Origin of the sequence: Rhizobium sp. CFBP 13644, assembly GCF_014842165.1 — a bacterium.
Lineage (GTDB): Bacteria > Pseudomonadota > Alphaproteobacteria > Rhizobiales > Rhizobiaceae > Agrobacterium > Agrobacterium tumefaciens_C.
Genome location: NZ_JACYVF010000007.1, coordinates 44866 through 70474 on the forward strand (window position 1 = coordinate 44866; position 25609 = coordinate 70474).

A 25609-nucleotide genomic window follows, 5' to 3' on the forward strand; every position below is an offset into this window, starting at 1 on the left:
GGCCAATGGAGCCTGAGCTACGCCGACAACCATGTCTGGGCGATGGACTTCGTTCATGACCAACTGGCAACGGGTCGCAAGATCAGGGTTTTGACGGTCGTTGATACCTTCTCGCGTTTCTCGCCGGCGGTCGATGCCCGCTTCAGTAGGGCGAGGATGTGGTTCAGACGCTTGAACGGGTTTGTTGGCAAGTTGGTTACCCGGCCACTATTCGGGTGGATATCAAACCTCGGCGCCCGGCTGTTGAGACGGGAGTCACAGCGGATGTTTCCTCCATCGCTGGCTCTCAACCTCAAACGTTGAGCTTTCGGGCACCTCTTGCCGGACTGGCGACCGCGCTCGCCGCAAGGCACTTACCGACCGCACCCAGTTCATGGTGCAAAACCAAATGGGCAAGTCGAATCCTGATCGCCACGCCCGGCAGGGTCTCGTCGGTATGAGCTTCAGCGGTAGCCAGGATGTGGATACCATGTCCGCAACTCCCGCGGCTTCAGCCGCATCTTGTAATCCAGCCTCACCTCTACTGAGAATATCAGCTTGTTGATAGGACCATAGCAGATCGCAAGCCACTCATTACGCTGCCCGCTGACACCAGAAAGGTGTTTTCTTGGGCTGCGGAAGCCTCTGCGTGATCTACACTAAATATACTCGGAAATGATCGCGCTGAACGCGCCAAGATGATTGCAAGGCATCCATAGGCAGCACCAACATCACCGAATTCCAATGCCGGATAAACAGGTGAAAGACCCTCCTGCAAGCAGGCTGCGTTAAGGCGGTGAATGGCGAAAGACAACTCGGTGGCACGGTAGCGACTGTTGTTCCAGTCCGCAATCCAAGCACTGATTGATCTTTCGTTGCTACTCTTTAGGGCCATTTCAGTGGCTGTAAACGCAGCTTCGCTGAGGGCGGTAAAGACACTGTCAGCCTCTTGATCTTCCTTGACGGATTCCACCATATGTCCCGCTCCGAGGACCTGCAAAGATGACGTCGTGGCCGTCTTCCTCTTGAACAGAAGAATGCCGGCTGCCTCACCCGGAACGAAGCCGAATTGGTTCTGCTTGGTGAAGAGGCGTTTCTGATCGTTGAGCCGGTTGAGGCGCTGTCGGTCATTGTAGCTGTCCACTGCCGCAACCAGAACTATATCGGCGAGCTCAGGCGATGGCTCGATGAGGTGGTCGGCAACTGCAGATCCGACACCTGCGTGGCCGGCAGCCCGGATCACAGTTTCCGAGATGATAAGGCCTAAATCATTGGACAAGCTACTGCACATTTCATCAATCAAGTCTCGACCCAGAGATGAAAGCGAAATCCTGTCGAGCCCGCTTGCATCATCGATTTCCGGAAGGACAATGACCAACTTTGCTCTTCGGCCGTACAAATCTGATGAAATCGCATCAAGCGCGGAAATGCGCGCTACCAGGTCGGCAGTCGCCTCCTGCACCAACTCACGCAAGCGAGGTGCAAATTCCCCGATTCGGCTGTTATCCCTGAAGGCGCAAAGCTGGGGTTGAAAGTCGCTGCCAATGAACGTTTCGTACCGAAAAAGGACGGATTTCTCCTCCACTATTGCGGCTTGCGTCGCATCCATACCGGAAGCAAAGGCAGTTGAGAGACCACATTCGAGAAGCGTCAACATCGGCATCAACCGTCATCGCGTACGACTAGGCGGTTGATATCACCGCCGGACACCACATTCAAAAATTCTATCACGCCATATTTCTGATGCTGGTAATCGCCGAAAAGCAGCTCCATCACTTCACTACGCTTACGTTTGAAGATCTCCGCTTCGTCGTCGCGAAGTCGTCGGTCCAGCTTGTCTATGGAGGTAAAGACGCCGCTGTCGACCAGGCGGAGAAAATAGTCCTCTATCTTCTTGAGGTTTTTGGGTGGAAATGCCTCATCCGTCGGCGACGTTATAATTACCCGTTCCAATTCCATAGCGTCACTGTCTTGAAAATCCTCGTTCACAGCTCCTTGCAGCGGCGCGTAGCTAGGAAAGATTATTCCCTCTTCGACGTAGCTAAGGACATCTTGCGTAGTCACGGTGCGCTGGTCGATGGCATCGATCTCCGATATGACAAGTGAAGTCACATTTTCGCGAAATGTAATGGGCTTTGGCAAAGCGTCTATATCATCACCGAGCAATGTTTTCAGCGATTCATATGTAGCATGATTGGAGTGGTGGAGATTGATGATCAACCGAAGTGTGGCCACCAGCGCGTTGTAATGCAGGCTATCGCCTGAAACATTGACGGTCATATGACTATCTGCGTTCCACGCTAGCGTCACATCCGCCGCTTCGCGGTTAGGGAAATAATCCCAGCAGAAAAAACCCAGATGGATGGCATTCTGCAACTCTGAAAAAGCCTCTTCAATGGTCTCCTGCCGCTCATCGTCAGGAAACATCCCTGCGCAATAATGCACGTCAATCCGGAAAGACCGGAGATAGAGCGGCGTGGAGCCCGATTGTAATTTTATGACTTCGTTGATGACGCTGGACATGGATACCCTTAGTTTTGTGGAGCAGAATCAATCGAAACGTTTCAGATAAGCTTCGACCTTGTCCTTGTGTTCCGGCGTTTCGTTGCCACCGAAGCCAAAGGCTTCCAAAGCGCTATGAGGCATACGAACAGGAGCAAGATAACGTGCAGACGTCTTGTAGGCACCAATATCTTCACCCTTGTTGACGTCACCCCAGATCGGGCGCTCGCCAGCGGTTATGCAAAGAACGCTATCGATTTTTCTATTTCTACATTCGGCGTTTCATTTAATTCCGTTTGATCGGGCAGACGATCCCAGAACTCGGCGCCCACAAACGTCCGCCAGCCGATATCGCCAATTCCCGGTTGCTCGCCTGGCTGCCAGCGATAGGCTGAGCCTTCCTTACGAATGCCGTCCATTAGCATATCCGGCGTGACGTCGATCACAGCTCTATACCGAGCTGTCGTGCCGCCTATTCTAGGGTCCGTCCACTTTATTCCATCATAGCATTCTGGCCGCTCGACCGATGCGACGTGTGGTATTGTTATAATAGCTAAAAGCTTGCTGGAGAGAACGATGACGTAATTGTTCCATAGCCTTGGGCAGGGGAATGTCACTCACAATGGTCTCCCTGCCTTTCGGTCTGAGTGATTTCATATGAAGGACCGAAAACGGCGTCTGCATGCCGAAGGACAATCAGGGTTATTTAGTTCCGCTTACAAGATGGTTGAGGCTTTCGTTCTTCCATCGTGAAAGTTCATCTAATAGCTCGACCGCAGATCTTTTTTCTTCGTCTGTGAGTGTCTCTTGTTGGTTAGCGAGATCTGTCACGCCGCCGAAGATAATCGCAGTTTGTTCACCAAACTCACGGACACCGACATCCCAGGTCATGGATCCGGCTGGGCCTTCGATACGATTTGCGCGCATTTCAATCTGTTCGAACAAGAAACCTTGCAAATTTTCGGATTTAATACTTGAAAGCTCTAGATGCAGATTTGGCCCTCCGCCTGCTTTGGCTAACATTTCGATCAACTGGCGCCGTGCTGCGGAATATTTCTGTGCTTCTACCACCGGATAAAAAATCAATGCGCCAGCGAAAGCGATCCTATCACCAGAGTCACTATCGGTGAAGATGTAGACCTTCCCGCACATATCCTCGGTAGAGACGATGTTTTGCGTGGAGTATGGAGGCATGGCAATTTCAAGCTCAGACTTGTCGCATATAGGCGTCGCTTTGAACGCGTCCTCTTCTCCAACCCACTTAGACATGTCAGTTGCTTTCGCCGTTCCGGTACCAAATATCAGTGGCAACATTAAAACAGTTGCGTAACATCCTTGGGCGGTTTGACTAATCATCGGGCGGTCTTTCCTCCTTCGGTAGACCCGCCGAGGCGAGGGTCCACCCGCTCCAACGGCCACATGACATTTCCCACCAAGCTTCCATTTAGCATTTTTCTCAAAACTGCCCTCATCCACGAAGGCCTCAATGAAACGGACCGGGTTGTCCTGCCCCACGTAATCATCCCCCGCCTCCGGCAGAGGCAGCAATTGCGAGCGGTCCGTTCCTGAAAGATGCGTCATAGCAATGTATAACATCAACCGCTATCTTCAGGAATCGACGAGGAGTTTTCATACCGGAGAACTGCATGGGACATTTTAAGCTTGTTTATCAGAGCTATCCGCTCGACCTTAAAGTCCAGGAACCGCGCATCACCTTGCGAGCCACAAGTGGATCTTGGCCTGGTCAGAAACTGGAGGAGGACTACGTCGGCCTGAATTTAGAAGTGAAATCTCCGAAATTCTTCTTCGATCCCAACAATGACCCCGAGGATGACGTCTCGCAGTGGTTGAACCCGGGTTTGGATACACAGTGGCTAAAAATTCCGCTGAAGCGCTTTGAGAATCGTGATTATCGCAGTCTCCAAGAAATTCGGGCAGACTTCCAAGGCGAAGGAACTCGAAACGCTTTGACCGGGGAGGATTGGTGGGAAGCCCCCGGCCTTATCTCCACTTACAGCGACGAGTTCTTCGCTCGTGCGGAAATCTCCATGCGTCACCATGGTGGCGGCACGTTTTTGGTTCAGCTTTCAGGCACCACCCAGTTCAACACGGCCTTTGACATAGCCTTCAGTGCCCCCCTGACTGTCAAGCTGGTCGGCTATCGCAACTCGTCGACCACCGATGATCTTTTAGGCTGGTTCGACCGCTTTCTCAGAAAAGACGATTTCACTTTCACGCGGCTGCAACGAGGTGAAGATCTCTATCTCGATGGTTCGGTCAAGTAACAGCTGCGCCAATCGTGCTGAGCGCTTCGAGTTCGAGGATGATCGGCGCAGATCCACAGATCATATGACGGTCGAATCGGGATTATTAGGCAGCATGAAGTTTTCGGACGCTCTGCCCAATTAAAGCGACACTTGTCTTCCTGACTTTTGCAACGTCGCAGGATAGAGAACTTTTGCGCCAGCCGCGATGTCCGGTATTGGCGCAAAATTGATTGGCCATCACTGGGGTGTAATGGGTTTGTTCTCGAAGCGAATTCTAAAGTTGCGACGTTGGAAATCTTCTTTGAAACAGACGAAAATCAGTTCGAGATCTTGGAGAGCGTCTTTCCGTCCCAGGAGGCTTAACGAAGCGACGACGACGCCGTTATATCCGCGTGTGATACGAAACGCTGCATTGCGTATCGCGATGGCATCAGGATCTCCACGATCCTCTCGACGGTCATAGACAACCCAAAACCTAGCTGCTTTCCACGTCACTTCCAGCATTTCTCGGACGTTTGCGAGAAATTCTTCACCGCTCATTGAGGGACCCCACGACAGAGGCGTCTCCCCGTCATCGTCCGCGACACTGAAATAGCCGTCGTATTCGCGGCCGGTATCCAGCGCTGCCTCGATCTTTGCAAATGCCTGGTCTTCAGTGATCGTCGTTTTGAACAAGATTGTCATGGACTAAGTTCCGAGCCTCTCGATCACAGCATTCTTGCAGCGCGACCGCTGCGCCGCGTGGCATTGTTGTAGTAGCTGGATGCTTGCTGAACGGAACGGTGCCGTGATTGCTCCATAGCTTCGGGGAGGGGAATGCCACGGTTCGCAGCCTCCGTCAGATATCCGGATCGCAATCCGTGAGCGGAAAACTCCCCCGGCTCCAGCCCGGCCATAACCACACGCTGTTTCAGGATCGCGTTGATGGCGCCCGGTTCCAGCGCATGTTTGGACAGATTTCCCCATCGATCGATCTTACGGAAAATGCTTCCGCTATCGATGCGCGCGGCCGTCATCCATGCATTCAATGCATCGACTGGTCGGCCCGTTAGATAAACAACGTCATCGTTTTCACTTCCCGACGTCTTTGTCCGCCCGAGGTGAATCGAAAGCGAGAGGAGGGGAGTGGCGTTGTCGCCCGCTATCGGCGCCTCGACGGTCAACTGCTCTTTGCGCAGTCCAGCGATTTCGCTGCGCCGACGACCACCGGAGGCAAACGCCACCATCAAAATTGCCCGGTCACGGACGTCACGCAGGCTATCGGTGCTACAAGTCGCAAGGAGCTTTGCCAGGACGTCACCGGTCACGGCCTTGGCGCTTTTGCGTTTTCGTGGACGCGGCGTGGCGCGGACCGCCAGCCGGATCGCCTGCTTGAGGGCAGAGGAGGAGAATACCCCTTGATGGCCGCGCCACTTCGTCAGCGTCGACCAACTTGCCAACCGTCTGCGGACCGTATCAGGTGCGTGAGGCCCAACAGATTTTAGAAACCCTTGCTCGCGCAGGAGATGATCGACGTTCTGCGGCATTCCGTGCCCCAGATCACTGATACGCTTTTCGAGATCCCACAGATGATGGGCAACGAATTTGAGCAGGAGAGCTTCAGGTGCCGGCCAGGGGAGGGAGGCTCCGGTTGCTGCAATGGACCAGGCCTGCAGATAGGCAAGGTCTGATGTCAGTGCCCGCAGCGTGTTGGCACCCATCCCCTCGTTGACCAGATGTCGAAGCGTTTCGATATCCTGATCGGTCAAAAGCTCCGCAAGTTCATCCCGACGCTCGAGCGGCAAGACCGCTGCAATCGTGTCGAGCTCATGCAAGCGGCGATCAAGACCACTCATATCGGCAATCCATGCTCATCATAAAAGTCGTCGTGGTTGGATGTGGCCCCGACTGGAACGTTCTTGCGACCTTCAGCGGCAAGTGCCAGGAACCTGTCCATCGCCTTTTCTTTTTCATCGATCGGAGCCAAGGAGGCAGTCGGCGTCCCGTCTCTACAGATCACGATCTCATCTCCAAGGAGCGCCCGCTCAATCAAATCTTCAAGCCGTTCAGCCGCCTCTGCTATCTCGACAAACACTTCCATCCGTGCCTCACCAGATCCGTTCGTGCAGCACTGTGTCGAACACAACATCGGTTGAGATCAGGACGCAATGTTCCAGTCTCGTCTGTGCTGCAAGAATGCGATCCCAAGGATCACGATGGTCCCAGTCAAAGCTTGCTGCCAGCTCGGCGTGCAGATCGGTTATGGCAAGGGTTTGCAGGCCACTGGCTGTCACGGCTGCCCGCAACTCCTGTGGCTTCAGGTCAAGCTTCTTCAGCCGCATCTTGTTATCCAGCTCATAGAACGAAACGGCACTGACCAGAACGACATTCGTCTTGTCCTCGATCAGTGCGCGTGCCCGCACAGAAAGCCTTTCGCTACCTATTGCCCACCAGTAGATCGCATGACTATCGAGCAGAACCTTCATTGCCCGGTTTCGCCAGACTTGTTCTGCCAGACACCGGTCTCGTCGCTCCACTCGCCCGCGTCGATCGCGGCCTGCTCGGCGTCAACAGTATCGAACAGGTCGTCGGGAAGACCACGATGACGCAAAAGCCCAAAAGGACGCTTGTTGCCATCAATGGCGGGTCCAATGCGGGCATAGACCTCGTTGCCGCGCATAATGACAATTTCCTCGCCCTGATTGGCACGATCGAGGACTTCCGCAAAATTCTTGCGAGCCTCACTGATTTTGTAGCTGGTCTGGGGCATAGCGACCTCCGAGTTCGGGATGGGAGCGACTATACCATGGGATATCAAAGTGTACAATCAGAACGTACACATAAGGCTCGATAAGAGGTACTTATCGATGGTTATAACGCCAGCTAAAAAGCATACAATGTGAGGAACTCTAATATTCAACTGGAGTTCCTTTAGCAAATCATTTATTATGATTTCAATGGCTTACGATATCGCGAAAATCAGCATGACAGCCCTGATGCGACCGGCTTTCGACGCCGGTGTGGCTTTTAGCTCCCAATTTCAATTGAAGCGCTAATCGAGAATTCCGACAACAAAATTTCCGCTTACCATTTCATGCGGAGGAGGGGAGGGGCCAGCTAAAGCCCTGAAGCCTTGGTCAAATTCACGCGGAAGCGATCACGCCGACGTTGATATCTGCGGGTCATCTCTGCGGACGCGTGCCCTAGTTGCTTCTGGACATATCGCTCATCGACCTCGGCAGACGAGGCAAGGCCAGCACGAAGGGAATGACCGGAGAATTTGAACGCGCGCTCGATCTCGCTGAGATCGCCGCGGACGCCGGCCGCCATCGCGGCACGCTTCACCAGGCGTGCCACTTCCTTTTCATTCAGCCGTTCTGGCCCAACCGCTTTGCCGTGCCCCGTGACCCGACGGAAGAGTGGTCCATGAGCCAGCTTGGCGAACTTGATCCAGGTCTCGATCGCGACGACAGGACAGGTGGCGTCGGATGAGCCGCGACCGACTTCGACCTCTCGCCATCCAGTTTTACCACGCAGGGTGATAAGCATGCCTTTGTCGAGGATCTCGATCCAGCCGCGACCGTCTTCCGTTTGATCGGTCTTCAAATCGAGTCCGACGATCTCGGAGCGGCGAAGACCACCGGCAAAGCCGATGAGCAGCATGGCACGGTCGCGCAGGCCGCGCAGCGAACCGCGGTCGAGCGTCTCGACCATGGCGATGATATCCTCTGCCATGACCGCCTCCTTCTGCACCGGCGGCCTGGCATGGCTGTTGCGAATCCCGGCCATAACAGTTGCGATGTGCCGGTCCCTACGATCGAGGGCGAGCCCGCGCTGCGCATAATTCCATGATAGGGAGGAAAGGCGGCGCTCGATTGTGGAAACGGAATTGGTCTTGGCTCCTCTCTCTGCCGTCCCGGAGGCGCAGGCGGTAATATAGAGCCCAACGGTTTGCGGGTGTGGCGGGAGCGGAGCCAGATTGGACCGTCGACACCAAGCAGCAAAATGTTTCCAGTCCGAGGCATAAGCCTTGCGGGTATTGGCGGAACTGGCGGCTTCGACATAACCCCGGGCGCGATCAGCAAGGCCTGCGAGATGAGCTGGCGTCTGATCCTCGCCGACGAGAGAGGGGAGGGGGCTGTCGCCCGACGCCTCCGGCGCGGAACCATTACGCCCAGGCGCCATGCTGAGAGATGGCGCTGAGGTCTCTTCGACGTGAGTTTCGGTGTTTTGGTCGATGATTTGGGCCATTTCTCTATAATGCGCATTACGTCCGATAATGCAAGATTATCGGACGTTTTATCTTCGCGATAGGCTGTGCGGTTTATAACGAAAAAGTAGCACAAACTGCACATCTGATTTATGCTGCTGCGTATGGATTCGATCACATCTTCGTTCTCTGCAACCTCCACATGGACCGGCTACCTCCCAAGCTGGGCGCTGGCGCGTGGCCGTGACATTGACGAGCGGGATGCTGCTTTTGCCGCAGGTATCGCGCTGAAATCACTCGACGATTTAATCCGTTCGGATACACCATGGATAGGCTGCTGGCGCGATCGTCTTGCTCTCAAGTCAGCCGCCGTCGCGGCCAGGATGCTCGGTCGCAACGAGGAAGAGCCCGCGCTGCGGGACGCCGTTTTGTTGACGCCCGTGGACGGTGATCCCGGTCCTGCCGGGAAGCTGTTTTTGGCCACACGAATGCTGTCCCGCCGGATCGGCATGGCGGGCACATCGTTTACTAAGGAATTGGCCACGCTTCTATCGATCCGTTGGGACGACGATCTTGCCTTGGTCCCAGATCTTGTCGATTCTGCCATCCAATCCGGACGTTCGGCACCTTTCGCGGTGGCGGACCTTATAATGGCGATTTCTGCGGCTCGCCCGGACACAGAAGTGTTGGCACTTGGTCTTGGCGAGATGGTGCTGGCTCAGAAGCTGAACTGGTCGCAACCGGTTCCCCTGTTGCTACCCGAGCGCTTTGGCCCAGCTTTCCGCACCATCGGTGGCCGGGGTCGCGTGAAGCCGGGTGAGTCAGCCTATTCGAAAGCAATCTGCATGGCGATTGTCGATGGCGCCGAACTGGCACTGCGTTCCGCTGCGGAGATCGATCGCCGCGCTAGCCGCTTGTTGGCCATCGCAGCCAAAGTCAGGACCAGAGGAGCTGAACCAGTCATCCGTCGGCTGTTGAACGAAGACGCTGTATCCGCTTCGGCAGCCGGGGCCAGCCTGTCACGATGGGCGGCAAACCGGCTGTTCGAGCGGCTCGAAGGCTTTGAGGCGATACGCGAGCTCTCGGGCCGGTCCTCCTTCCGAATATTTGGATTGTGACAATGGCAGGAGCGAGCGCAGCTAAACCCCGCCGTCAAGCCGGAGGACGCAAGCAAGAGCTCCTGTATGATCGCGAGCTACTGGACTTGCCGTCGGAAATGCGCTGGCGGGAATGGATGATGCGCGTCGAGGCGGTCATTTTTGCGTCCGCCGAGCCGGTCAGCCGCGAGACTCTGGCGCGGGTGGTCGGCAAAGACTGCAGCGTCGATCTGCTGATCGACGACTTGGTCGGAGAGCTGCGAGATCGCCCTTATGAACTGATCTCGGTCGCAGGCGGGTGGCAACACCGGACCCGACCAAGGTTTGCCGAGACGATCCGCGCTTCGTTCGCGCCTACGCGAGGCGGTGTGGCGGCGTTGTCTGAATTTGAGGCGATGGTGCTGATAGCTGTCGGATATTTCCAGCCGATCACGCGCGGTGAGTTGTCAAAGTTATTTGGCAAGGAAGTCAGCCGCGATACGATCGGCGGTTTGCGTGGTGCAGGTTTTATCGGCTCCGGCCCACGGAGCCCCACGCCGGGCGCGCCATATACCTATGTCACGACGCCATATTTCCTCTCGGCCTTTGGCATGGAGACCTTGCGGGACCTGCCAAACATCGAGGCGCTGGAAGACGCTGGTCTCTTGAGTAAACAGGGTAGCGCCGTGGATACTGACCCGGCCGCCGGAGACGACATGTTGGAAGATTGACAGGTTTGGGCTTGGCGCCGCGGTAGCGCACATCGGGCTGCCGCAAGAACTGCGGTTGTTTTTGACAACCGGCATTCTTGGCGGTTTTACGACCTTCTCGACGTTTTCGCTGGATGCTGTAGGGCTTTGGGAAAGGGGAGAGGCTAGCGCCGCCATCCTCTACGCCAGCGCTTCTGTCATCCTGGCATTCATTGCAATGTTCGCTGGCATGGTGCTGGTGCGTGGTATGGCTGGAGGTCAAACGGCATGAAAAGTATTTTTCTCGGCTGGCCCTTCTGGGCGCTATTATCGGCTGGCTTTGCGGCAATGACGGCTATCTTCGCAAAAGTCGGGGTCGAAAACGTCAATTCCGATTTCGCGACTTTCATTCGCACGATCGTCATTCTGGCGGCCGCCGGGATGATGGTCTATGTCACCGGAAATTGGCAATCGCCGGGTACGGTGTCCGGCCGTAGCTGGGTATTCCTTGTTCTATCAGGCCTGGCAACCGGCGCGTCGTGGATCTGCTATTTCCGGGCGTTGAAACTCGGTGATGCCGCACGCGTTGCGCCGATCGACAAGCTCAGTGTCGTCTTCGTCGCAATCTTCGCCGTACTCTTTCTAGGGGAGCGTCTGTCGCTTCCCAATTGGCTTGGCGTCTGCCTGATTGCCTGCGGCGCTATCCTCGTCGCTTACCGAGCCTAGAGCAGATCCGATGTCGAACCCACTTTGCCTCCCGATATGGCAGGTCTGGTACGCGTGGCACCCCGGTTCTGCCCGAGGATGATCGCGTATTCTGGCTGGAGGATGTTTGGAGGCGATGGGAGACGACGGCACGGCGATGATGGTATCGCTTGTTCGGAGCCACGAACAAAAAGACGCGGAAGCTGCGTCGCAGGAAACCTGAACCAGGAGGAAAACCATGCACGTTGTTGCACTCATCCCACATCCTAAAACAGCCCTTTCCAGCCTGCTCATCGCCGACGCTGCATCAGCGGTCGAACCGGGATCAACAATCACGGCGCTCCATGTTTGCGTCGATCCCGCCAAGATCGGAGGCAGTGTAGAGGAAGTCGACATGCAGGAAATGCGGATCCGCGATGAGGGCACGGCCTTTCAGCGACGGAACGAGGTCAGAAAGATCTTCGAGGAGTGGTCGGCAGGGCGTGAACCGTCGCCGGCTGGCGCCAAGGTCGAGTGGGTGGAAGCTGATGGTGGAGAAGAAGACGGTGTCCGCAAACATCTTGGATCAGCCGATCTTGTGACCATCGCCCACCCGCAATCGATGGACGGCGGCGATGCCCTGCATGCGGCGCTCTTCGATCACCATAGGCTGGTGGTTTTTACGCCGGATACTAACGGCACTCCGGTTTCTTTCGGCCGCTCAATCGCCATTTTCTGGAGGGACGATGACGGAATACGTTCTTGCCTTCAAAAGGCCAGAGCTTGGCTCCGCGCTGCTGATACGTTGATAATTATCGCAGCACACGAGAACGACATCTCAGAGGCGGTTGCGTTCTTTCAGACATTGCATGTCAGCGGGACAGGGCGGCTGCAGACCTCCGTGGCGAAAAACGCCGACGATTTTCTGGAGAAGGCCAATAGGGGCGGCGCGGATACGCTTTTGATGGGCGCCTACCGTCATGGCCTATTCCTCGAGACCGTCTTTGGCGGGGCCACGAAGACAGTGATGGATCACACAAGTTTGCCCGTGTTTCTCAGCCATTAGGCCTACGTACGACACATCCTCCTGTAGAACTTCGCCCTTGGAATCCGTTCTACCAGCCAAAGGGAGTTCAATATCCTTGAGCGCGGTGAGCGAGGAAAAAATTATTTTGCTGCCGGGTGGAATAACGCGTGATTGCCAGCGTCTCTCTCCTGTCATTTCAACAAGGAGATTATACTATGCGCAAAACAGCTCTGATGGCTCTGCCGCTCGCTTTTCTCATGTGCACCGGTGCAGCCTTTGCTGGTCCTGCCATGGACATGGCCAAAACCCGTATCGAAGCAATCGCCAAGGGCGATGTCGCGACAATCACCAAGGACTACGGTAAGGATCCTTCCCTTGCCTGGATTGGTGGTCCGCTCGACGGCACATATGCGTCGGAAAAGGCGATAGCTGAAGTCTGGACCAAATTCTCGACGGCACAGGGCGAACAGACCGCCACAGTCGGCGAAGTCTGGGAGGCAGCCAATCCTAAGGGCGCGACCGTTGCAGCAAATGTTGTCTTTGCCGGCAAGAACAAGGTTCCCGTTCTCTATATCATGACCTATCGTGACGGAAAACTTGTCGACGAAATCTGGCAGGTTAACCCGCCTGCAAAGTAAGCCGAATGGTGGCCATGCCAGCATCCCCGGTATGGCCACCGATCCGAAGGGCTGATGATGTCGACAATGGCGATGCGACTGGAGGCGGAAATACCGGCATTGCGACGCTATGCCTTCGCGCTTCTGCGCGATCACAACCGCGCCGACGATCTCGTGCAGGATTGCCTCGAGCGTGCGATATCACGCTGGTATCTGCGTCGGACCGATGGCGACCTGCGGGCATGGCTGTTTACCATCATGCGAAACCTGCACATTTCGGCTGGACGCCAATCCCAGCGACGGGGGCCACACCACGAGCTCGATACCGTCACGCTCCCCGGATCACCCGCCGAACAGGATCATGGTATCGCCGTACGCGATATACTCGAAGCGCTCGATAGGCTTTCCGACGATCAAAAATCGCTTCTGCTTCTGGTTGGCGTCGAGGATCTGTCCTATGAGCAGGCTGCCGCCGTCATTGGTGTTCCGGTCGGAACCGTGATGTCGCGGCTGTCGCGCGCCAGGCAGAAATTCCGATCCATTCTCGACAACAAGACGCCCGTGACCTTGCGAAGGGTAAAATGATGAACACCGGTTCGCCGATCGGCGAAGATGATCTTCAGGCTTACATCGACGGAAAGCTACCGCCTGACCGTCAGGCGCTTGTCGACGCCTATCTTGCTGGTCATCCTGAAGTGAGCGCAAGGGTCACGCAACAGCTTGCGGACCGGGAAGCCTTACGTGTGCGGCTGTCTGAAAAATTCGCAGAGCCCATTCCAGCGCGGCTGCGCATCGCCAACCTTCAGTCCAACGCAGCTTTGCGAAGACAAGTCTGGTATCGCTCCGCCATGACCGCTTGCATCTTCCTGGGAATAGGCCTGGCCGGTGGCTGGTGGCTAAAGCCTGAAGGCGTGCAAATCAACGCAGCGCGATTGTCCGAGGCGGGTTTTGCCGCGAATGCATCTGACGCCTATCGGACCTTCGTGGTCGAAGTAGCCCATCCGGTCGAAGTTGGAGCGGATGACGAGGCACATCTGGTCACATGGCTGTCGAAGCGATCCGGCCGGGCACTGACGCCACCGAACCTTTCGGCATTCGGGTATAAGCTGCTCGGCGGACGCGTCCTTCCGGGCGGTGGCGCTGCGGCTGCACAACTCATGTACGAGGATGACAAAGGCGAGAGGCTGGCCGTTTATCTACGCGCCGGCCAATCAGCGCAGACAGCGTTCACGTTTGAAGAGAAAAACGGCGTGTCCAGTTTTGTCTGGGTGGATCAGGGGTTCGATTTCGCGGTATCCGCCTCGGTCGATCGGGCAAAGCTCCTTCCGATCGCAACTGCGATCTATCAAGGAATGATTTGAATCCGGTCAATCTCAGTGCGGTGTCAAAAATGACTGCGGCATTGTAAGAACGCCGCAGTCAGCTTGGTTTGGGGTTGCCCATAACAGGTAGTCAAACTGTTAGTTGCTCTGCAAGACCGCATTTGCGGACGGTTCTGTTCCCTCAACGAGGATAACCTTAGGTGTCTTGGAGGCTTCGCCCGGTTTAACGATGGAGCGGGTCGGACTGGTGGCAGATGCCGTCGCGGCACCTTTGGCATCCGTCTTGAACGCCACGATCGGTTCCGGCTGACCTTCGAACAACAGGGCATAGGCCGTGTCCGGCTTCAATTTCGAAACGCTGAGATCTACGATATCGATCAGGCCAAGATTGCGCGAGACGACCATTCCGCCGCCTTGCGCATCTGCGGCAGGCTTCAGCATGAGTGTGATGTTCTCCGGCATGTCCTTGCGTGATTCAAGGTTTTGGCGGCCATCGCCTGTTGGGACCGCATCCGGAACGTAGATCAGCGCTTGTGGGGCCTGGCCGGAGGGGATATGGGCGATCTTCTCATTCTTCTGAGTGTCGATCACGTCCACCGCGTCGCCATTTTCGAGGCCAACAAAGACGCGGCTGCCGTCGCCCGAACCCCAGACACCGTGCGGCAAGGCGCCGACGGGAATGGTGGCTATCAGCTTAGCCTCGTCGTCCAGCGTGTAGACTTTCACGACGTTCTCGCCGCCGATGGTCACATAAGCCAGAGTTCCGGCGGATGTGTCGGCGAACGCCAGATGGTTGGTGATCGGACCGCTATCGATCACGCCCTTGACTTTCAATGTCTTGGTATCAATTCGCGTCACCTTGCCGACATCCTTGTGGGTTAGCCAGGCTTCCTTTCCATCTGGCGTCACCTGAATGAACGGCGAGAATGGCGATACCACCGGAATGGATGCAAGCAGCTTTTTCGACGCGACATCGAACACCTGAACGACCGGATTGAAGCTGTTGGCCACAAAGGCGCGCTTGCCGTCTAGCGTAAAGATCGTCATGCCGGGACCGCTCTCGGTCTTGATGCGATCGGTCTCCTTGAATGTCTTCGCATCAATGACCGAAAGGTAATCCTCGCCACGCACGGTTGCCCAGACGTGTTTGCCATCCGGCGTGAAGAAGGCCTCGTGCGGGTTGCGGCCGATATAGGCGACACCTTTGATCTTGTTTGTCGCGGTATCGATGAAGGTCACGGAATTGGTCACCGTCGAGACGGCGACGATGGTACGGTGATCCGGCGAGAAGCCAAGGCCGTGGACGTTGACCTCACCCTTGTAAAGCGGGCTCAAGACATTCGGGCGTGGGTCGCCGAGCTTGATCAGGCCGAGAAGCGTGTTGGTCGATGGATCGATGACAGATACGGTGTTGCTGTTCTGGTCAGCAGCATAGACCCGGTCCTTGGATTCGGGCAGGGCAAAGGCTGGCGTGCTCGCCATCAAGGCGATCAGCAGGGCTGCGGAACGTTTCATTTCGAAGTCTCCGGGTTGGCGGCGACGGAGCCGCGCTGTTGTGTGAGCATCGAATTCATCAACTGAATTTCGTAAGCCTGCTCTGTGATGATCGACTGGGCGAGGTTTCGGATTTGCGGATCTTGGGTGGTGAGCAACACTGCCTTGGCCATGTCGATGGCGCCTTGGTGATGCGGGATCATTTGCGCCAGAAAATCGTAGTCTGGATTGCCTGTTTCGGGTACCGCCATCATGCCGGTATGCATTTTGTCCATGGCCACTTTCATGCTTTTGGAGAACGCAGTTGAAGGGCCGCTATCCTCCATGCTCATCGCCGGTTGGTGGTCGTGGAACTGCTCAGCAGTTGCACTTCCCACAATGGCAAAACTGGCAACAAGTATGAAACTGTAAACGCGCATGGCGGAATCCTTTTGGCTTTAGTGGATAAGAACGCTGTGGGTCGCCGTTTATTCCACTGCTCATCCGTATTTGTTCTCACGTCGGCGTGAGCGGTTGGCACGCGCGGTGCTATGCCGGTCTGCGCGAAGAACGACGGAACGCGGATGGTGACTCGAGGCGTGCCGAAATACGGCTTGTTCATATGCCGCCAAGAGGATCACGCGCGTTGGATCCAATCTGCCTGTGAACGATGTCTGAAGGACGATACTCGCAGCGGATTGCGGTATGGAGAATGAACGGCCGGTTGGAACAGGGCGAAAAAGCAGACATTCTAAGCCGTTCGACGACGGCGCCCAGTCGTCTGTCTTTTCAGAGGAAAACCAGCCTGGTCGATCGTAGGAAAACTTCCTACAGGGAATTCCGCCACTCTCAGATTTTGGTTTCACTCCAGGCTGGCGGTGGCTTTCATGACTGCTTTGGCGACCTCGTTGAAACTCATTTTAATCCGAACCTGTTGGCCGTTGACGAAAAACGATGGCGTGCCGGCGACTCCGAATTTTTTGTTCGCTTCGGTTGTCGCAGCATTGAGCTTGTCGAGATAGGCCTGATCGGCGACAGCGCGATCGAAACCCGTGCGGTCGATGCCCATGCTACCGGCGATCTCGCGCAATGCATCCTCGGCATTGGCGGCGCCGGCAATCTCATCGAATTTCGTCATGAAGGACGATACCGTCTCGTCGAATTTGTCTCGGCCCCGCGCATTCGCCAGCATGAAGATGACGGCATCCACCGAGTTTCGCACGAAGGGCCGGTACGCGATCTTCAACTTACCCGATGCGACATATGTATCCAGCAGTTTCGGCAGGTCTCGTTCATGGAAGTCGACGCAGTGGCTGCAGGTTGGGGAGGAATAGACGACCAGCGTGACTGGAGCGGTCTTCTGCCCAACGAAGCTGTCCTGGAATACGGCCGGGGTCATCAAATCCTGCACGGGTTCGGCCTCGGCCGATGTCACGCATCCTAAGGCAATGCCGACGATCACGGCCATCATACGAAACGTCATGTCTTCTCCTGTTCGGTTACAAAAAAACACTCCGCCATGAGCACTGCCGGAGTGTTTCGATCATCAGTCGGCCTTGAGGCAGGGCGAGACGAAGAGCGAGCGGTCGAGAGTGCCCTTGATCGTCTTGGCCGCGACCAGCAGCCACATGCAGACAAGTGCTATAACAAGAACCGCGCCAAGGATTGCGATAGACGACATCGGCACCATCGTTGAGAGACGAAGCGTGGCGACGGCAAACACGCCAAGCGGGAAGGTATAGCCCCACCAGCCGATATTGAATGGCAGGCCCTCGCGAAGGTAGCGCAGGGTGATCAGGACAGCAGTCGCCAGCCACCAGATGCCGTAGCCCCACAGGAGGATCGCGCCGAGGAAGCTGGCGCCACCGAAGGCCGGAGCAACGCTCGCCAATCCATTCGCCGACAACACGGCGGGTCCGGTCTGGCTCATGACGAGAAGACCAAGGGCACCGGTTCCGATCGGGCCGAGAGCCAGCCAACTCGAGGCGGCCATGTTGACATGCGGAAGCTTGTGGACCGCCATGCGCAGGAAAAGGATCACAAGCACGCTCATGGCCAGCGGAACCGAGCAGGCCCATAGCACCAGGCTGGTCATCAGCACCGTCAACTGCGTTTGAGCGTCGGCGATGTGGGGCAAAAGCAGGCCACCGCTGACGGCCGCCACCTCGCTCGCCACGATCGGCAGCAGCCATACCGCCGTCATTTGGTCGATCGAGTGCGATTGGCGCGTGAACATCATGAACGGGATTGCAAGACCGCAGGCCAGCGACAGTGTGACGTCGATCCACCACAGCGTCGTTGCGATTGCCACCGCCGTGTCGCCGATATGCGGGATGCCATAGATCAGGAAGCCATTTATAATCGTGGCCAGTCCCATCGGGATGCAGCCAAAAAACATCGACACGACAGAATGCGAGAAGACGCGGCTTGCCTCATGAGAATAGAGCAGCCAGCGTGCAGTGTAGAGCGTTGTGCAGATGGCAAACAACAGGATATTGAAGAGCCAAAGCGCCTGACCGATCGCGAAAAGCCACGGATGCCCAGGAAACTGTGCGAGAGCGACCGAAAGGATGCCGGTGCCCATCGTGGTCGCGAACCAATTTGGCGTAAAGTTCCGTATGACATGGCCTTGCATAGGAACATCCGGAGCTGGCGCTACCGGCTTCTTGAAGGCAACAATCTTGTGCATCGAATTTCTCCTGATCGTTGAGGAGAAAATACGTGGGTACATCGATCAGTTCCAACGTATAGTTCAGGATATTTCGATCGCCGTTTTCGATCGATCGAGTTTTGCGGCGGCAACTTCGAAAGCCGCGTGAAGGCGGTCGCGCAGCGTCGGCGAGGTATTGATCAGCGTCGGACTCGGATGGGGGCAGAGGATCACCTCGAGGCCGGCATCCACCAATACCCCTTCAGCACCGCTCGCCACCGCGCCCGCCAGGATGGCGACACGTAGGTTCGGCAGCAGCGGCAGGAGGCCTGCAAGTCCCATGATGCCCTCGCGCCGCTCGCTGGCCACGATCGAGCTTCGGGTTGCGCGGACCCACGGGACCGTATTCCACAGAACGATGTCTCGGCGCGATATCCCTGCGCCAGTCAGTGCCTTGCGCAGGTTCTTCGCCGTGCCGGTCGGGTTATCGATCGAAACGAAACGCTGGCCGCGTTCAACCGGACTTAGTCCAGGCGTCTCCAAAAGGATCAGCAGTCTTGCGCTGATACCGCCATCGTAGGGATCGAAGTTCGGCATATCCCGGTCGGAGTTAAGCTGAAGGTGCTCCCGGAAGGCGTTCAATGGCTGCATATGCGCGCTGTCAAGCGCGGCCAACCGCTCCTCGCGTCGATGCTCGTGCCAGAGCGTATCAGGTCCGCGATAGGTCATCGTGTCTATTCCGACAACAGGGCTTCGAACGCATCGGCCGCCTTGGAGCGATACCGCTCCTTATGCCGGAGCAGGAAGAATGGGCGCGGAAGCGGAGAAGCATTGGCCTCGACCAGCAGGCCGCTGTTGAGTTCGGTCTGGGCAGCACTTCGCGATGTCAGTGTTGCCCCCATGCCGGCCTCGACTGCGCCGAGCACGGCCTCGTTTCCGGGCAGGACAATTGCAACGTTCAACGCCTGCAGCTTCAATTTCTCTTTCGTCATCATCGTCTCGAAGGCGAGCCGTGTTCCCGATCCGGGTTCGCGAAGAACCCATGTCGCGTCTTCAAAATCGGCCTTTCCGAGCTTTTTGCCTTTGGCCCATGGATGAGTTGGCGACACGACGAGGATCATCTCATCCGTGGCGATCATGCGCGACGACAAGGCCGGTCTGTCGACCGCGCCCTCTACAACGCCGAGCTCAACCCGCCCTGCCTCAACCGCGTCGCCTACCGCCTCGGTATTGCCGATCCCGACGTCGAGACCGAGACCAGGATAGCGTGTGTGAAACTTCGCTAGCCTGGAGGGCAGCCAATAGGCGCCAACAGTCTGGCTCGCCATAACCGACAATTCCCCGCGCAAAAGTCCCGCCAGGTCGCTTAGTGCAGACTCGGCGGCTTTCGCTTCGGCCAAGACCTGAAGTGCATGTTCGAGAAAGATCGTTCCGGTTTGGTTTAGGACGATAGAACGTCCGATCCGGTCGAACAAAGCCACGCCGTGGCGCTCCTCAAGCGCGATGACCGCAGCACTGACGGCCGACTGCGTCATGTTCATCGCTTTGGCAGCCTTGGTGATATGCTGTTGGCGGGCGACTTCGGCGAAGATGCGCAACTGGTCGAGGGTCATGAGGATAGCAGCCTTGAATTTGCTCCGAGTTATAATCGATTTTTCCGAATGTTCGTAGCAAAATTATGCGATGGAACTGATGCTGGATCCCGCTAGTTTCCTTCCAACCAGACACGGAGGAAATACCATGCTGAAATCCATCATCACCGGCGCGGCGATGCTTTTCGCCACGACAGCACCAACGCTTGCCGCCGATATCCACGTCTATGGTCCCGGTGGACCATTCCCTGCCATGAAGGAGGCGGCAGCCGCCTTCGAGAAAAGCTCCGGCAACAAGGTGATCGTCACCGCCGGCCCGACGCCGCAATGGATCAGCAACGCTAAAGACAACTCTGACCTGATCTTCAGCGGCTCCGAGACGATGATGTCGGATTTCGTGAAGGCGATGGACGGCCAGATCAAGGACGCTGATGTCGTGCCGCTCTACCTGCGCCCATCCGCGATCCTGGTGCGTCCGGGGAACCCGGAGAAGATCACCGGCCTCGCTGATCTCTTCAAACCCGGCCATAAGGTGCTTGTCGTCAATGGTGCCGGGCAGAACGGTCTTTGGGAAGACATGGCCGGCCGGACCGGTGACATCGAGAAGGTGAAGGCCCTTCGCGCCAACATCAGGACCTTTGCCGCCAACAGTGCCGAAGCCAAGAAGGCCTGGACCGAGGACAAGTCCTTCGATGCCTGGATCATCTGGAATATCTGGCAGGTCGCCAACCCAGAACTCGCAGACGTCGTAGAGGTCGAACCGGACTATCGCATCTACCGAGACACCGGGATCGTGCTGACCGAGCGCGGAGGCAAGAATGCCGACGCCAAGGCGTTTTCGCAATTCCTTCAGGGCACCGAGGCCAAGGCGATCTTTGCCAAGGCCGGCTGGACCACGCCCTCGAAATAACCCTATCCCGTCTCCGGAAAGATAATGACAATGCAATCCACTCCCAAAAAGATCGCCGTGACCGGTGCTGCCGGCCAGATCTGCTATTCCCTGCTGTTTCGATTGGCGAATGGCGACCTTTATGGCAAGTCGCAGCCGATCGAACTGCGGCTGCTCGATTTGCCTCAAGCCCAGGACGCCGTACGCGGCGTCGTCATGGAACTGGAAGACTGCGCCTTTCCGCTGCTGCACAACATCGTCACGACCGACGATCCTCGGCAAGCGTTTGACGGTGTCGACGCAGCGTTTTTGGTCGGGTCCCGGCCGCGGTCAAAGGGAATGGAACGGCGAGACCTGCTTGCAGCGAATGCAGAGATCTTTAAGGTGCAGGGGAGGGCGATCAACGAGGTCGCCGGACGACAAGCTAGAATTCTGGTCGTTGGCAATCCGGCCAACACCAACGCTTCCATCCTGATCGCCAATGCGCCAGACTTTAACCCAAGGCAGGTCAGCTCGATGATCCGGCTTGATCACAACAGGGCGTTGACCCAACTGGCGCGCAAGGCCGGCTGTGGCGTCGGCGACATCGACAGGCTCGTGGTCTGGGGCAATCACTCGCCGACCATGTTTGCCGACTGGACCTACGCAACGGCTGCCGGCAGGCCCTTATCCGAGACCATCGGCGACGACCATTGGTACAAGGAGGTGCTGATCCCTGAGGTCGCAAGGCGGGGCACTACGATCATAGAGGCGCGGGGCGCGTCCTCTGCAGCATCTGCCGCCAATGCAGCGATCGATCAGATGCGTGATTGGATGTGTGGTACAGATGGGCGCTGGACATCGATGGCTGTTATATCGCAGGGGCAGTATGGCATACCGGAAGGGCTGGTGTGTGGCGTACCTGTGATGTGCAAGGACGGTGACTATAGCGTCGTTGAAGGTCTCGATCTGGACGGGTTTCAGAAAAGTATGCTGGACAAAACGATAGAAGAGCTTGTCGGCGAGCGCGACGCTTTATCCTGATATCGCGGGATGCGGAGGCTGGCACAAAAGATGTGCGGAGATTGCACGCCTATTCTCCGCCTAATTTTGGAGAATAGGCGCCAGCCTCAGAAGAGGCGAATGCCACCACGACGATCAGCGAGCTGCAGTTTGACGGGCCGGTTCGATTTTATCTTTCATAATCCGCTTTGACCGCCGAATGGGAAGGACGAAGCCCTCATCCAGATAGGCGTCGTCGGGAATGAAGCGCTCGAACAAGCGTATCCGGCTGGAAACCGAGTCGGTAGAACTGCGATCAAATCTCGTCGCCAAGGCCATTTCGGCGGATTGTTCGTCGCAAGGATATTCGCCACTGTACCGATAGAACGATTGATTATCTGTTCAAAGTATTGCGCTTCAATTGTCACCGGCACCTTGGACGCCCGCCGCAGGTCATAAGCGCAAGAGGTGCAGACATGCTGGCCGACAAGCCGTGGCTGAGCGAAGGCAGTAATTCCGCGGTGGCACGTGGGCAACGGTCGCGTAATCCGCACCCGTGGATAAACCAGGAGATTCTAGTCGCGTGTCGCCATCGCCTCCGAAAATATGGGGCTGATCAGAACCGAGGCACGCAGGACAGAATTGCAGCCACGTCGAAGCAGCACGACGGGCTTTGATGACCATTGGTAGCGGCATGTGTCTGTAATCACATGGCTGCAAGGCCATTGACGACAATCGGTCTCTCGCAAATCCAATGAGGCGTGGCCGTAAACAGCCATATTTTCCTGGCGGCGAATCTCACATTAAGTGCCAAAGAGAAGCCAGAGTCTCAAATTAAATGCCAAGTCTCAAATTAAGTGCCGGGCTATCTTACTGAAACTGTTAGGACTGGAATCTCACGATTAAATGCAAAACGACACCTTCAACATCGTGCATTCCTCCCCCTTGAAGTTTTTTGACGGTCTTAAGCCCTGTAGGCGACGAGCACGGCTCCTCCCGCGATCATCACGACACCGAGCCAGTTCGGCAGGGTCAGACGTTCACCGAGGAACAGCACAGCGAAAATGGACACGAACACCACGGACAGCTTGTCGATCGGCGCGACGCGGGCGGCGTCACCAAGCTTCAGCGCCCGGAAGTAGCAAATCCAGGATGCGCCCGTGGCAAAACCGGAAAGTACAAGAAATAGCCAGCTTCTGGTCGAGACCGTCGACGGCTCCTGCCAATTTCCGGTGATATAGACCATCGCGCCAGCGGCCAGCAGGATGACGATGGTGCGAATGAAGGTGGCGAAGTCGGAATTGACGTTTTCGACGCCGATCTTGGCGAAGATCGCCGTCAGGGCTGCAAAGCCGGCCGAAAGGAGGGCCCAGAACGGCCAGCTTGTAAGGAAGATTTTCATGCGGCTTGTCCATGTCCGGCCATCCGGATCAGCATGAGGCCGACAAAAAGTCCCGCCATCGACAGGACCAGCGAAAGAGCGACATATCCGGCAGCAACATCCCATTGCCCGCGTTCCCACAGGGTAACGGCATCTAGCGAGAAAGTCGAAAAGGTGGTGAATCCGCCAAGTAGCCCGGTTGTCAGAAACAGGCGCAACTCCTGCGGCAGGCCAGAGCGAAACACGAAAAATTCCGTGAGCAGGCCCATGACGACGGAGCCGACAACATTGACGGTGAGTGTGCCGTAGGGAAAGCCGAAGCCGAACAGGCGCGCCGCTCCCATGTTGACGGCGTGCCGGAAAACACCACCGATACCTGCGCCAAGGAAAACGATCAGATAAACCAAGATCGCGCCTCCTTCAGGATGTCGTGACCTTGAGCGCTTCTGCCGCCTCAACGTCGTGATGGACGACATCCCACTGTTCCAGGTGCTTGTAGACGATCACCTTGTGTTTCAGCAGCGCGCCATGGGTCCGGCAGAATTCCTCAAGCTGGTCGCGTGATGCAATCATCTCGACGCACATAGTCAGATCCGGATTGGGGATCTCGAAGCCCTCGTCCTGAAGCTTACCGCTGTTCGAATAGCCAAAATGCGTATGGTGCGCGACGGCATTCATGATGCCGGCCGACTTCGCCTGCAGGACCAATTCCCGGTAAAGAGGCTTCGATCCGAACCAACCGCCCTTGCCGGGCGCCTTCTCACGCGGCTTCATGTAGATACGGACCATGCCGATTTCGGTAGAATGCAGCTTGTGTTGCGTCACGACGGCGGGCCTTTCATTGAGTGTTGCGGTGGTAGCAAGTGACCGTAGACGGACCTTTCCGACGAGATCGCCGAGGCTCTGAGTCTGCATGTCACGCATGTGGCGAACCGAGATGTCGGGAGGAATATCGTTGGCGGCAGCCGTTTTCGGAACGCCGACGCGCTGCGACAGGTAGATGCTGGAATGGCCACTGCACAGATAGGCAACGAAGCAGGCGACAGCGAGGTAGACCGAATAGGTGGCGCCGAAGAGCTCAATCCCCATGATCATGCAAGCCAGCGGCGTATTAGTGGCGCCGGCGAAGACGGCCACGAAGCCAAGCGCCGCAAAAAGATCGACCGGTGCGCCGAGAACACCGGCCAGCGCACTGCCGAGACCTGCGCCGATGAAGAACAGCGGTGTGACCTCGCCGCCCTTGAAACCGGCGCTTAATGTGACGATCGTGAACAGCGCCTTCCAGGCCCAGCTCCAGTAATCCACGTGATCGGGAAGGAAAAAGCCAAGGATCGTCGCATCGTCGGGATTGGGCGACCAGACACCCAGACCGAGATATTCCCGCGTACCGAGCATGTAGACAAGGCCCAGCAATATCGCGCTGGCGAGCACCGGACGCAGCGGCGCATAGGGCAAGATCGCCTTGTAAGCTGATGATGCCAAATGGGAAAGCTCGGCGAAGAAATGCGCGGCCAGACCAAAAGCCACGCCGGCAATGACCACCTTGAGCAGTAGGACCGCATCGAGGTGGAAGCCGACAGCTTCGCCAACGCCGCCGAGATAGGCGATGGCATAATGGGTGTGGCCGATCCCCCAGGCATGACAGGTCCAGTCGGCAACAATGGCGGCAAGCAAGGCGGGCAACAAAGCCTCGTACTGCATGCGTCCGATGGTCAGCACCTCCAGCGCAAAGATCGCGCCGGCGATCGGCGTGCCGAAGACAGCGCCGAAGCCTGCGGCAATCCCTGCCATCAAGAGGATACGCACGTCGCCGGGCGCCAGTTTGAAGACTTTGCCAAAGGCGCTGGCAAGGCTGCCGCCGAGCTGGACTGCCGTGCCCTCGCGACCGGCCGAGCCGCCGACCAAATGGGTGAGCACCGTGGTCACAAGGATGAAGGGCGCCATGCGCAGCGGCACACCACCGCCCGGCTCGTGGATCTGGTCTACAATCAGGTTGTTGCCGGCTTCAGCCGACTTGCCGAATTTCTGGTAGGCCCAGACCATCGCAAAGCCTGCGACCGGCATGCCGTAGATCAGCCAGGGAAATTCGAAGCGAAGCTCGGTTGCCCTGTCGAGGCTCCACAGAAACACGGCAACGAGCGACCCGACGGCAACAGCCATCGGGACGACGATCAGGATCCATTTCGCGAGGCCGCGAACCTGGGCGATACGAAGACCGAAAAATGCAGAAAACGCCATCAGATGGACGCTCCCGCAAGGTCACATTTCGTCTTGGAGGACAGGTACAGAAT

The 25609-nt window shown here is 56.8% G+C and carries 30 protein-coding genes and 1 pseudogene; 12 read left to right on the forward strand and 19 right to left on the reverse strand.

Going from position 1 to position 25609, the window contains the following annotated elements; translation table 11 throughout:
- Window positions 1-27 precede the first annotated feature (27 nt).
- Window positions 28-221: pseudogene (locus IFT53_RS16860) on the forward strand (DDE-type integrase/transposase/recombinase); the annotation flags it as partial.
- 311 nt (window positions 222-532) lie between these two features.
- Here the strand turns inward: IFT53_RS16860 and IFT53_RS16865 are convergent.
- The 4 genes from IFT53_RS16865 to IFT53_RS16880 all read right to left on the reverse strand — a co-directional run bounded on the left by IFT53_RS16865 (window position 533) and on the right by IFT53_RS16880 (window position 4077).
- Entirely contained in the window at window positions 533-1636 is a 1104-nt protein-coding gene (locus IFT53_RS16865) for a hypothetical protein (RefSeq protein WP_192067680.1), read from the reverse strand.
- Between the two features lie 5 nt (window positions 1637-1641).
- On the reverse strand, window positions 1642-2502 hold the full coding sequence (locus tag IFT53_RS16870) for a hypothetical protein (RefSeq protein ID WP_192067681.1): 861 nt from the start codon (window positions 2500-2502) through the stop codon (window positions 1642-1644).
- A 215-nt stretch (window positions 2503-2717) separates the two neighbouring features.
- Window positions 2718-2900: a hypothetical protein gene (locus IFT53_RS16875; protein ID WP_192067683.1), complete on the reverse strand. Its 183-nt coding sequence runs from the start codon at window positions 2898-2900 to the stop codon at window positions 2718-2720.
- Window positions 2901-3183: 283 nt separating this feature from the next.
- On the reverse strand, window positions 3184-4077 hold the full coding sequence (locus IFT53_RS16880; RefSeq protein WP_192067756.1) for a hypothetical protein: 894 nt from the start codon (window positions 4075-4077) through the stop codon (window positions 3184-3186).
- Window positions 4078-4127: 50 nt separating this feature from the next.
- Between IFT53_RS16880 and IFT53_RS16885 the strand changes: the two genes are divergently transcribed.
- The gene (locus IFT53_RS16885) at window positions 4128-4766 is read left to right on the forward strand and encodes a hypothetical protein (protein WP_192067685.1); all 639 of its coding nucleotides are present in this window, start codon (window positions 4128-4130) and stop codon (window positions 4764-4766) included.
- A gap of 219 nt (window positions 4767-4985) precedes the next feature.
- Here IFT53_RS16885 and IFT53_RS16890 read toward each other — a convergent pair whose 3' ends face one another.
- From IFT53_RS16890 to IFT53_RS16915, 6 genes are all read right to left on the reverse strand, one after another.
- Complete coding sequence (locus IFT53_RS16890) at window positions 4986-5432, reverse strand: hypothetical protein (RefSeq protein WP_192067687.1); 447 nt, start codon at window positions 5430-5432, stop codon at window positions 4986-4988.
- 23 nt (window positions 5433-5455) lie between these two features.
- On the reverse strand, window positions 5456-6583 hold the full coding sequence (locus tag IFT53_RS16895) for a site-specific integrase (protein WP_192067689.1): 1128 nt from the start codon (window positions 6581-6583) through the stop codon (window positions 5456-5458).
- The gene (locus IFT53_RS16900; RefSeq protein ID WP_192067691.1) at window positions 6580-6828 is read right to left on the reverse strand and encodes a type II toxin-antitoxin system Phd/YefM family antitoxin; all 249 of its coding nucleotides are present in this window, start codon (window positions 6826-6828) and stop codon (window positions 6580-6582) included. The genes IFT53_RS16895 and IFT53_RS16900 overlap by 4 nt, the downstream gene beginning before the upstream one ends.
- A 7-nt stretch (window positions 6829-6835) precedes the next feature.
- The gene (locus IFT53_RS16905) at window positions 6836-7213 is read right to left on the reverse strand and encodes a type II toxin-antitoxin system VapC family toxin (RefSeq protein ID WP_192067693.1); all 378 of its coding nucleotides are present in this window, start codon (window positions 7211-7213) and stop codon (window positions 6836-6838) included.
- Window positions 7210-7497, reverse strand: a complete 288-nt coding sequence (locus IFT53_RS16910) for a type II toxin-antitoxin system Phd/YefM family antitoxin (RefSeq protein WP_192067694.1) — start codon at window positions 7495-7497, stop codon at window positions 7210-7212. Before IFT53_RS16910 ends, IFT53_RS16905 begins: the two co-directional genes overlap by 4 nt.
- Before the next feature lie 347 nt (window positions 7498-7844).
- Window positions 7845-8978: a site-specific integrase gene (locus tag IFT53_RS16915; protein ID WP_192067696.1), complete on the reverse strand. Its 1134-nt coding sequence runs from the start codon at window positions 8976-8978 to the stop codon at window positions 7845-7847.
- A 123-nt stretch (window positions 8979-9101) separates the two neighbouring features.
- Here IFT53_RS16915 and IFT53_RS16920 point away from each other — a divergent pair, with 123 nt between their 5' ends.
- The 8 genes from IFT53_RS16920 (at window position 9102) to IFT53_RS16955 (ending at window position 14391) form a co-directional block, all read left to right on the forward strand.
- The gene (locus IFT53_RS16920) at window positions 9102-10055 is read left to right on the forward strand and encodes a DUF1403 family protein (RefSeq protein ID WP_062450658.1); all 954 of its coding nucleotides are present in this window, start codon (window positions 9102-9104) and stop codon (window positions 10053-10055) included.
- Window positions 10056-10057: 2 nt separating this feature from the next.
- Window positions 10058-10744: an SMC-Scp complex subunit ScpB gene (scpB, locus tag IFT53_RS16925; protein ID WP_062450609.1), complete on the forward strand. Its 687-nt coding sequence runs from the start codon at window positions 10058-10060 to the stop codon at window positions 10742-10744.
- Window positions 10745-10799: 55 nt separating this feature from the next.
- Complete coding sequence (locus tag IFT53_RS16930) at window positions 10800-10994, forward strand: fluoride efflux transporter FluC (RefSeq protein WP_052496826.1); 195 nt, start codon at window positions 10800-10802, stop codon at window positions 10992-10994.
- Window positions 10991-11428, forward strand: a complete 438-nt coding sequence (locus IFT53_RS16935; RefSeq protein WP_065700825.1) for an EamA family transporter — start codon at window positions 10991-10993, stop codon at window positions 11426-11428. The genes IFT53_RS16930 and IFT53_RS16935 overlap by 4 nt, the downstream gene beginning before the upstream one ends.
- Before the next feature lie 217 nt (window positions 11429-11645).
- Window positions 11646-12452, forward strand: coding sequence for a universal stress protein (locus tag IFT53_RS16940; RefSeq protein WP_062450610.1), 807 nt, complete (start codon window positions 11646-11648; stop codon window positions 12450-12452).
- A gap of 176 nt (window positions 12453-12628) precedes the next feature.
- On the forward strand, window positions 12629-13051 hold the full coding sequence (locus IFT53_RS16945) for a hypothetical protein (RefSeq protein WP_062450611.1): 423 nt from the start codon (window positions 12629-12631) through the stop codon (window positions 13049-13051).
- Between the two features lie 57 nt (window positions 13052-13108).
- Window positions 13109-13615, forward strand: coding sequence for a sigma-70 family RNA polymerase sigma factor (locus IFT53_RS16950; RefSeq protein ID WP_062450659.1), 507 nt, complete (start codon window positions 13109-13111; stop codon window positions 13613-13615).
- Window positions 13612-14391, forward strand: a complete 780-nt coding sequence (locus IFT53_RS16955; protein ID WP_062450612.1) for an anti-sigma factor family protein — start codon at window positions 13612-13614, stop codon at window positions 14389-14391. Before IFT53_RS16950 ends, IFT53_RS16955 begins: the two co-directional genes overlap by 4 nt.
- Before the next feature lie 99 nt (window positions 14392-14490).
- Here IFT53_RS16955 and IFT53_RS16960 read toward each other — a convergent pair whose 3' ends face one another.
- The 6 genes from IFT53_RS16960 to IFT53_RS16985 all read right to left on the reverse strand — a co-directional run bounded on the left by IFT53_RS16960 (window position 14491) and on the right by IFT53_RS16985 (window position 20088).
- Window positions 14491-15867 carry a YncE family protein gene (locus IFT53_RS16960; RefSeq protein WP_062450613.1) on the reverse strand — a complete coding sequence of 459 codons (1377 nt, stop codon included), beginning with the start codon at window positions 15865-15867 and terminating at the stop codon, window positions 14491-14493.
- Window positions 15864-16265: a DUF305 domain-containing protein gene (locus IFT53_RS16965; protein ID WP_062450614.1), complete on the reverse strand. Its 402-nt coding sequence runs from the start codon at window positions 16263-16265 to the stop codon at window positions 15864-15866. The genes IFT53_RS16960 and IFT53_RS16965 overlap by 4 nt, the downstream gene beginning before the upstream one ends.
- A 422-nt stretch (window positions 16266-16687) precedes the next feature.
- Window positions 16688-17308, reverse strand: a complete 621-nt coding sequence (locus tag IFT53_RS16970; protein ID WP_062450615.1) for a DsbA family protein — start codon at window positions 17306-17308, stop codon at window positions 16688-16690.
- A gap of 63 nt (window positions 17309-17371) precedes the next feature.
- Complete coding sequence (locus IFT53_RS16975) at window positions 17372-18514, reverse strand: TDT family transporter (protein WP_082453455.1); 1143 nt, start codon at window positions 18512-18514, stop codon at window positions 17372-17374.
- Between the two features lie 63 nt (window positions 18515-18577).
- Window positions 18578-19204: a uracil-DNA glycosylase family protein gene (locus tag IFT53_RS16980; RefSeq protein ID WP_192067698.1), complete on the reverse strand. Its 627-nt coding sequence runs from the start codon at window positions 19202-19204 to the stop codon at window positions 18578-18580.
- 5 nt (window positions 19205-19209) lie between these two features.
- Complete coding sequence (locus tag IFT53_RS16985; protein ID WP_062450617.1) at window positions 19210-20088, reverse strand: LysR family transcriptional regulator; 879 nt, start codon at window positions 20086-20088, stop codon at window positions 19210-19212.
- Window positions 20089-20215: 127 nt separating this feature from the next.
- Here IFT53_RS16985 and IFT53_RS16990 point away from each other — a divergent pair, with 127 nt between their 5' ends.
- Both IFT53_RS16990 and IFT53_RS16995 read left to right on the forward strand, forming a co-directional pair.
- Entirely contained in the window at window positions 20216-20977 is a 762-nt protein-coding gene (locus IFT53_RS16990) for a substrate-binding domain-containing protein (protein WP_082453456.1), read from the forward strand.
- Between the two features lie 24 nt (window positions 20978-21001).
- Window positions 21002-21979, forward strand: coding sequence for a malate dehydrogenase (locus IFT53_RS16995; RefSeq protein WP_234791237.1), 978 nt, complete (start codon window positions 21002-21004; stop codon window positions 21977-21979).
- A gap of 922 nt (window positions 21980-22901) precedes the next feature.
- Here IFT53_RS16995 and IFT53_RS17000 read toward each other — a convergent pair.
- From IFT53_RS17000 to IFT53_RS17010, 3 genes are read right to left on the reverse strand one after another with little or no spacing between them, the layout of a single operon-like run.
- Window positions 22902-23339, reverse strand: coding sequence for an EamA family transporter (locus IFT53_RS17000; protein WP_062450618.1), 438 nt, complete (start codon window positions 23337-23339; stop codon window positions 22902-22904).
- Entirely contained in the window at window positions 23336-23725 is a 390-nt protein-coding gene (gene crcB, locus IFT53_RS17005) for a fluoride efflux transporter CrcB (protein ID WP_062450619.1), read from the reverse strand. Before crcB ends, IFT53_RS17000 begins: the two co-directional genes overlap by 4 nt.
- A 13-nt stretch (window positions 23726-23738) precedes the next feature.
- Entirely contained in the window at window positions 23739-25556 is a 1818-nt protein-coding gene (locus tag IFT53_RS17010) for a voltage-gated chloride channel family protein (protein ID WP_062450620.1), read from the reverse strand.
- Window positions 25557-25609: the final 53 nt, after the last annotated feature.

Coding starts and splice junctions, on each gene's coding strand:
- IFT53_RS16865 (WP_192067680.1), bottom strand. CDS start 1,636: ATGTTGACGCTTCTCGAATGTGGTCTCTCAACTGCCTTTGCTTCCGGT.
- IFT53_RS16870 (WP_192067681.1), bottom strand. CDS start 2,502: ATGTCCAGCGTCATCAACGAAGTCATAAAATTACAATCGGGCTCCACG.
- IFT53_RS16875 (WP_192067683.1), bottom strand. CDS start 2,900: ATGGACGGCATTCGTAAGGAAGGCTCAGCCTATCGCTGGCAGCCAGGC.
- IFT53_RS16880 (WP_192067756.1), bottom strand. CDS start 4,077: ATGTTATACATTGCTATGACGCATCTTTCAGGAACGGACCGCTCGCAA.
- IFT53_RS16885 (WP_192067685.1), top strand. CDS start 4,128: ATGGGACATTTTAAGCTTGTTTATCAGAGCTATCCGCTCGACCTTAAA.
- IFT53_RS16890 (WP_192067687.1), bottom strand. CDS start 5,432: ATGACAATCTTGTTCAAAACGACGATCACTGAAGACCAGGCATTTGCA.
- IFT53_RS16895 (WP_192067689.1), bottom strand. CDS start 6,583: ATGAGTGGTCTTGATCGCCGCTTGCATGAGCTCGACACGATTGCAGCG.
- IFT53_RS16900 (WP_192067691.1), bottom strand. CDS start 6,828: ATGGAAGTGTTTGTCGAGATAGCAGAGGCGGCTGAACGGCTTGAAGAT.
- IFT53_RS16905 (WP_192067693.1), bottom strand. CDS start 7,213: ATGAAGGTTCTGCTCGATAGTCATGCGATCTACTGGTGGGCAATAGGT.
- IFT53_RS16910 (WP_192067694.1), bottom strand. CDS start 7,497: ATGCCCCAGACCAGCTACAAAATCAGTGAGGCTCGCAAGAATTTTGCG.
- IFT53_RS16915 (WP_192067696.1), bottom strand. CDS start 8,978: ATGGCCCAAATCATCGACCAAAACACCGAAACTCACGTCGAAGAGACC.
- IFT53_RS16920 (WP_062450658.1), top strand. CDS start 9,102: ATGGATTCGATCACATCTTCGTTCTCTGCAACCTCCACATGGACCGGC.
- scpB (WP_062450609.1), top strand. CDS start 10,058: ATGGCAGGAGCGAGCGCAGCTAAACCCCGCCGTCAAGCCGGAGGACGC.
- IFT53_RS16935 (WP_065700825.1), top strand. CDS start 10,991: ATGAAAAGTATTTTTCTCGGCTGGCCCTTCTGGGCGCTATTATCGGCT.
- IFT53_RS16940 (WP_062450610.1), top strand. CDS start 11,646: ATGCACGTTGTTGCACTCATCCCACATCCTAAAACAGCCCTTTCCAGC.
- IFT53_RS16945 (WP_062450611.1), top strand. CDS start 12,629: ATGCGCAAAACAGCTCTGATGGCTCTGCCGCTCGCTTTTCTCATGTGC.
- IFT53_RS16950 (WP_062450659.1), top strand. CDS start 13,109: ATGTCGACAATGGCGATGCGACTGGAGGCGGAAATACCGGCATTGCGA.
- IFT53_RS16955 (WP_062450612.1), top strand. CDS start 13,612: ATGATGAACACCGGTTCGCCGATCGGCGAAGATGATCTTCAGGCTTAC.
- IFT53_RS16960 (WP_062450613.1), bottom strand. CDS start 15,867: ATGAAACGTTCCGCAGCCCTGCTGATCGCCTTGATGGCGAGCACGCCA.
- IFT53_RS16965 (WP_062450614.1), bottom strand. CDS start 16,265: ATGCGCGTTTACAGTTTCATACTTGTTGCCAGTTTTGCCATTGTGGGA.
- IFT53_RS16970 (WP_062450615.1), bottom strand. CDS start 17,308: ATGACGTTTCGTATGATGGCCGTGATCGTCGGCATTGCCTTAGGATGC.
- IFT53_RS16975 (WP_082453455.1), bottom strand. CDS start 18,514: ATGCACAAGATTGTTGCCTTCAAGAAGCCGGTAGCGCCAGCTCCGGAT.
- IFT53_RS16980 (WP_192067698.1), bottom strand. CDS start 19,204: ATGACCTATCGCGGACCTGATACGCTCTGGCACGAGCATCGACGCGAG.
- IFT53_RS16985 (WP_062450617.1), bottom strand. CDS start 20,088: ATGACCCTCGACCAGTTGCGCATCTTCGCCGAAGTCGCCCGCCAACAG.
- IFT53_RS16990 (WP_082453456.1), top strand. CDS start 20,216: ATGCTGAAATCCATCATCACCGGCGCGGCGATGCTTTTCGCCACGACA.
- IFT53_RS16995 (WP_234791237.1), top strand. CDS start 21,002: ATGACAATGCAATCCACTCCCAAAAAGATCGCCGTGACCGGTGCTGCC.
- IFT53_RS17000 (WP_062450618.1), bottom strand. CDS start 23,339: ATGAAAATCTTCCTTACAAGCTGGCCGTTCTGGGCCCTCCTTTCGGCC.
- IFT53_RS17010 (WP_062450620.1), bottom strand. CDS start 25,556: ATGGCGTTTTCTGCATTTTTCGGTCTTCGTATCGCCCAGGTTCGCGGC.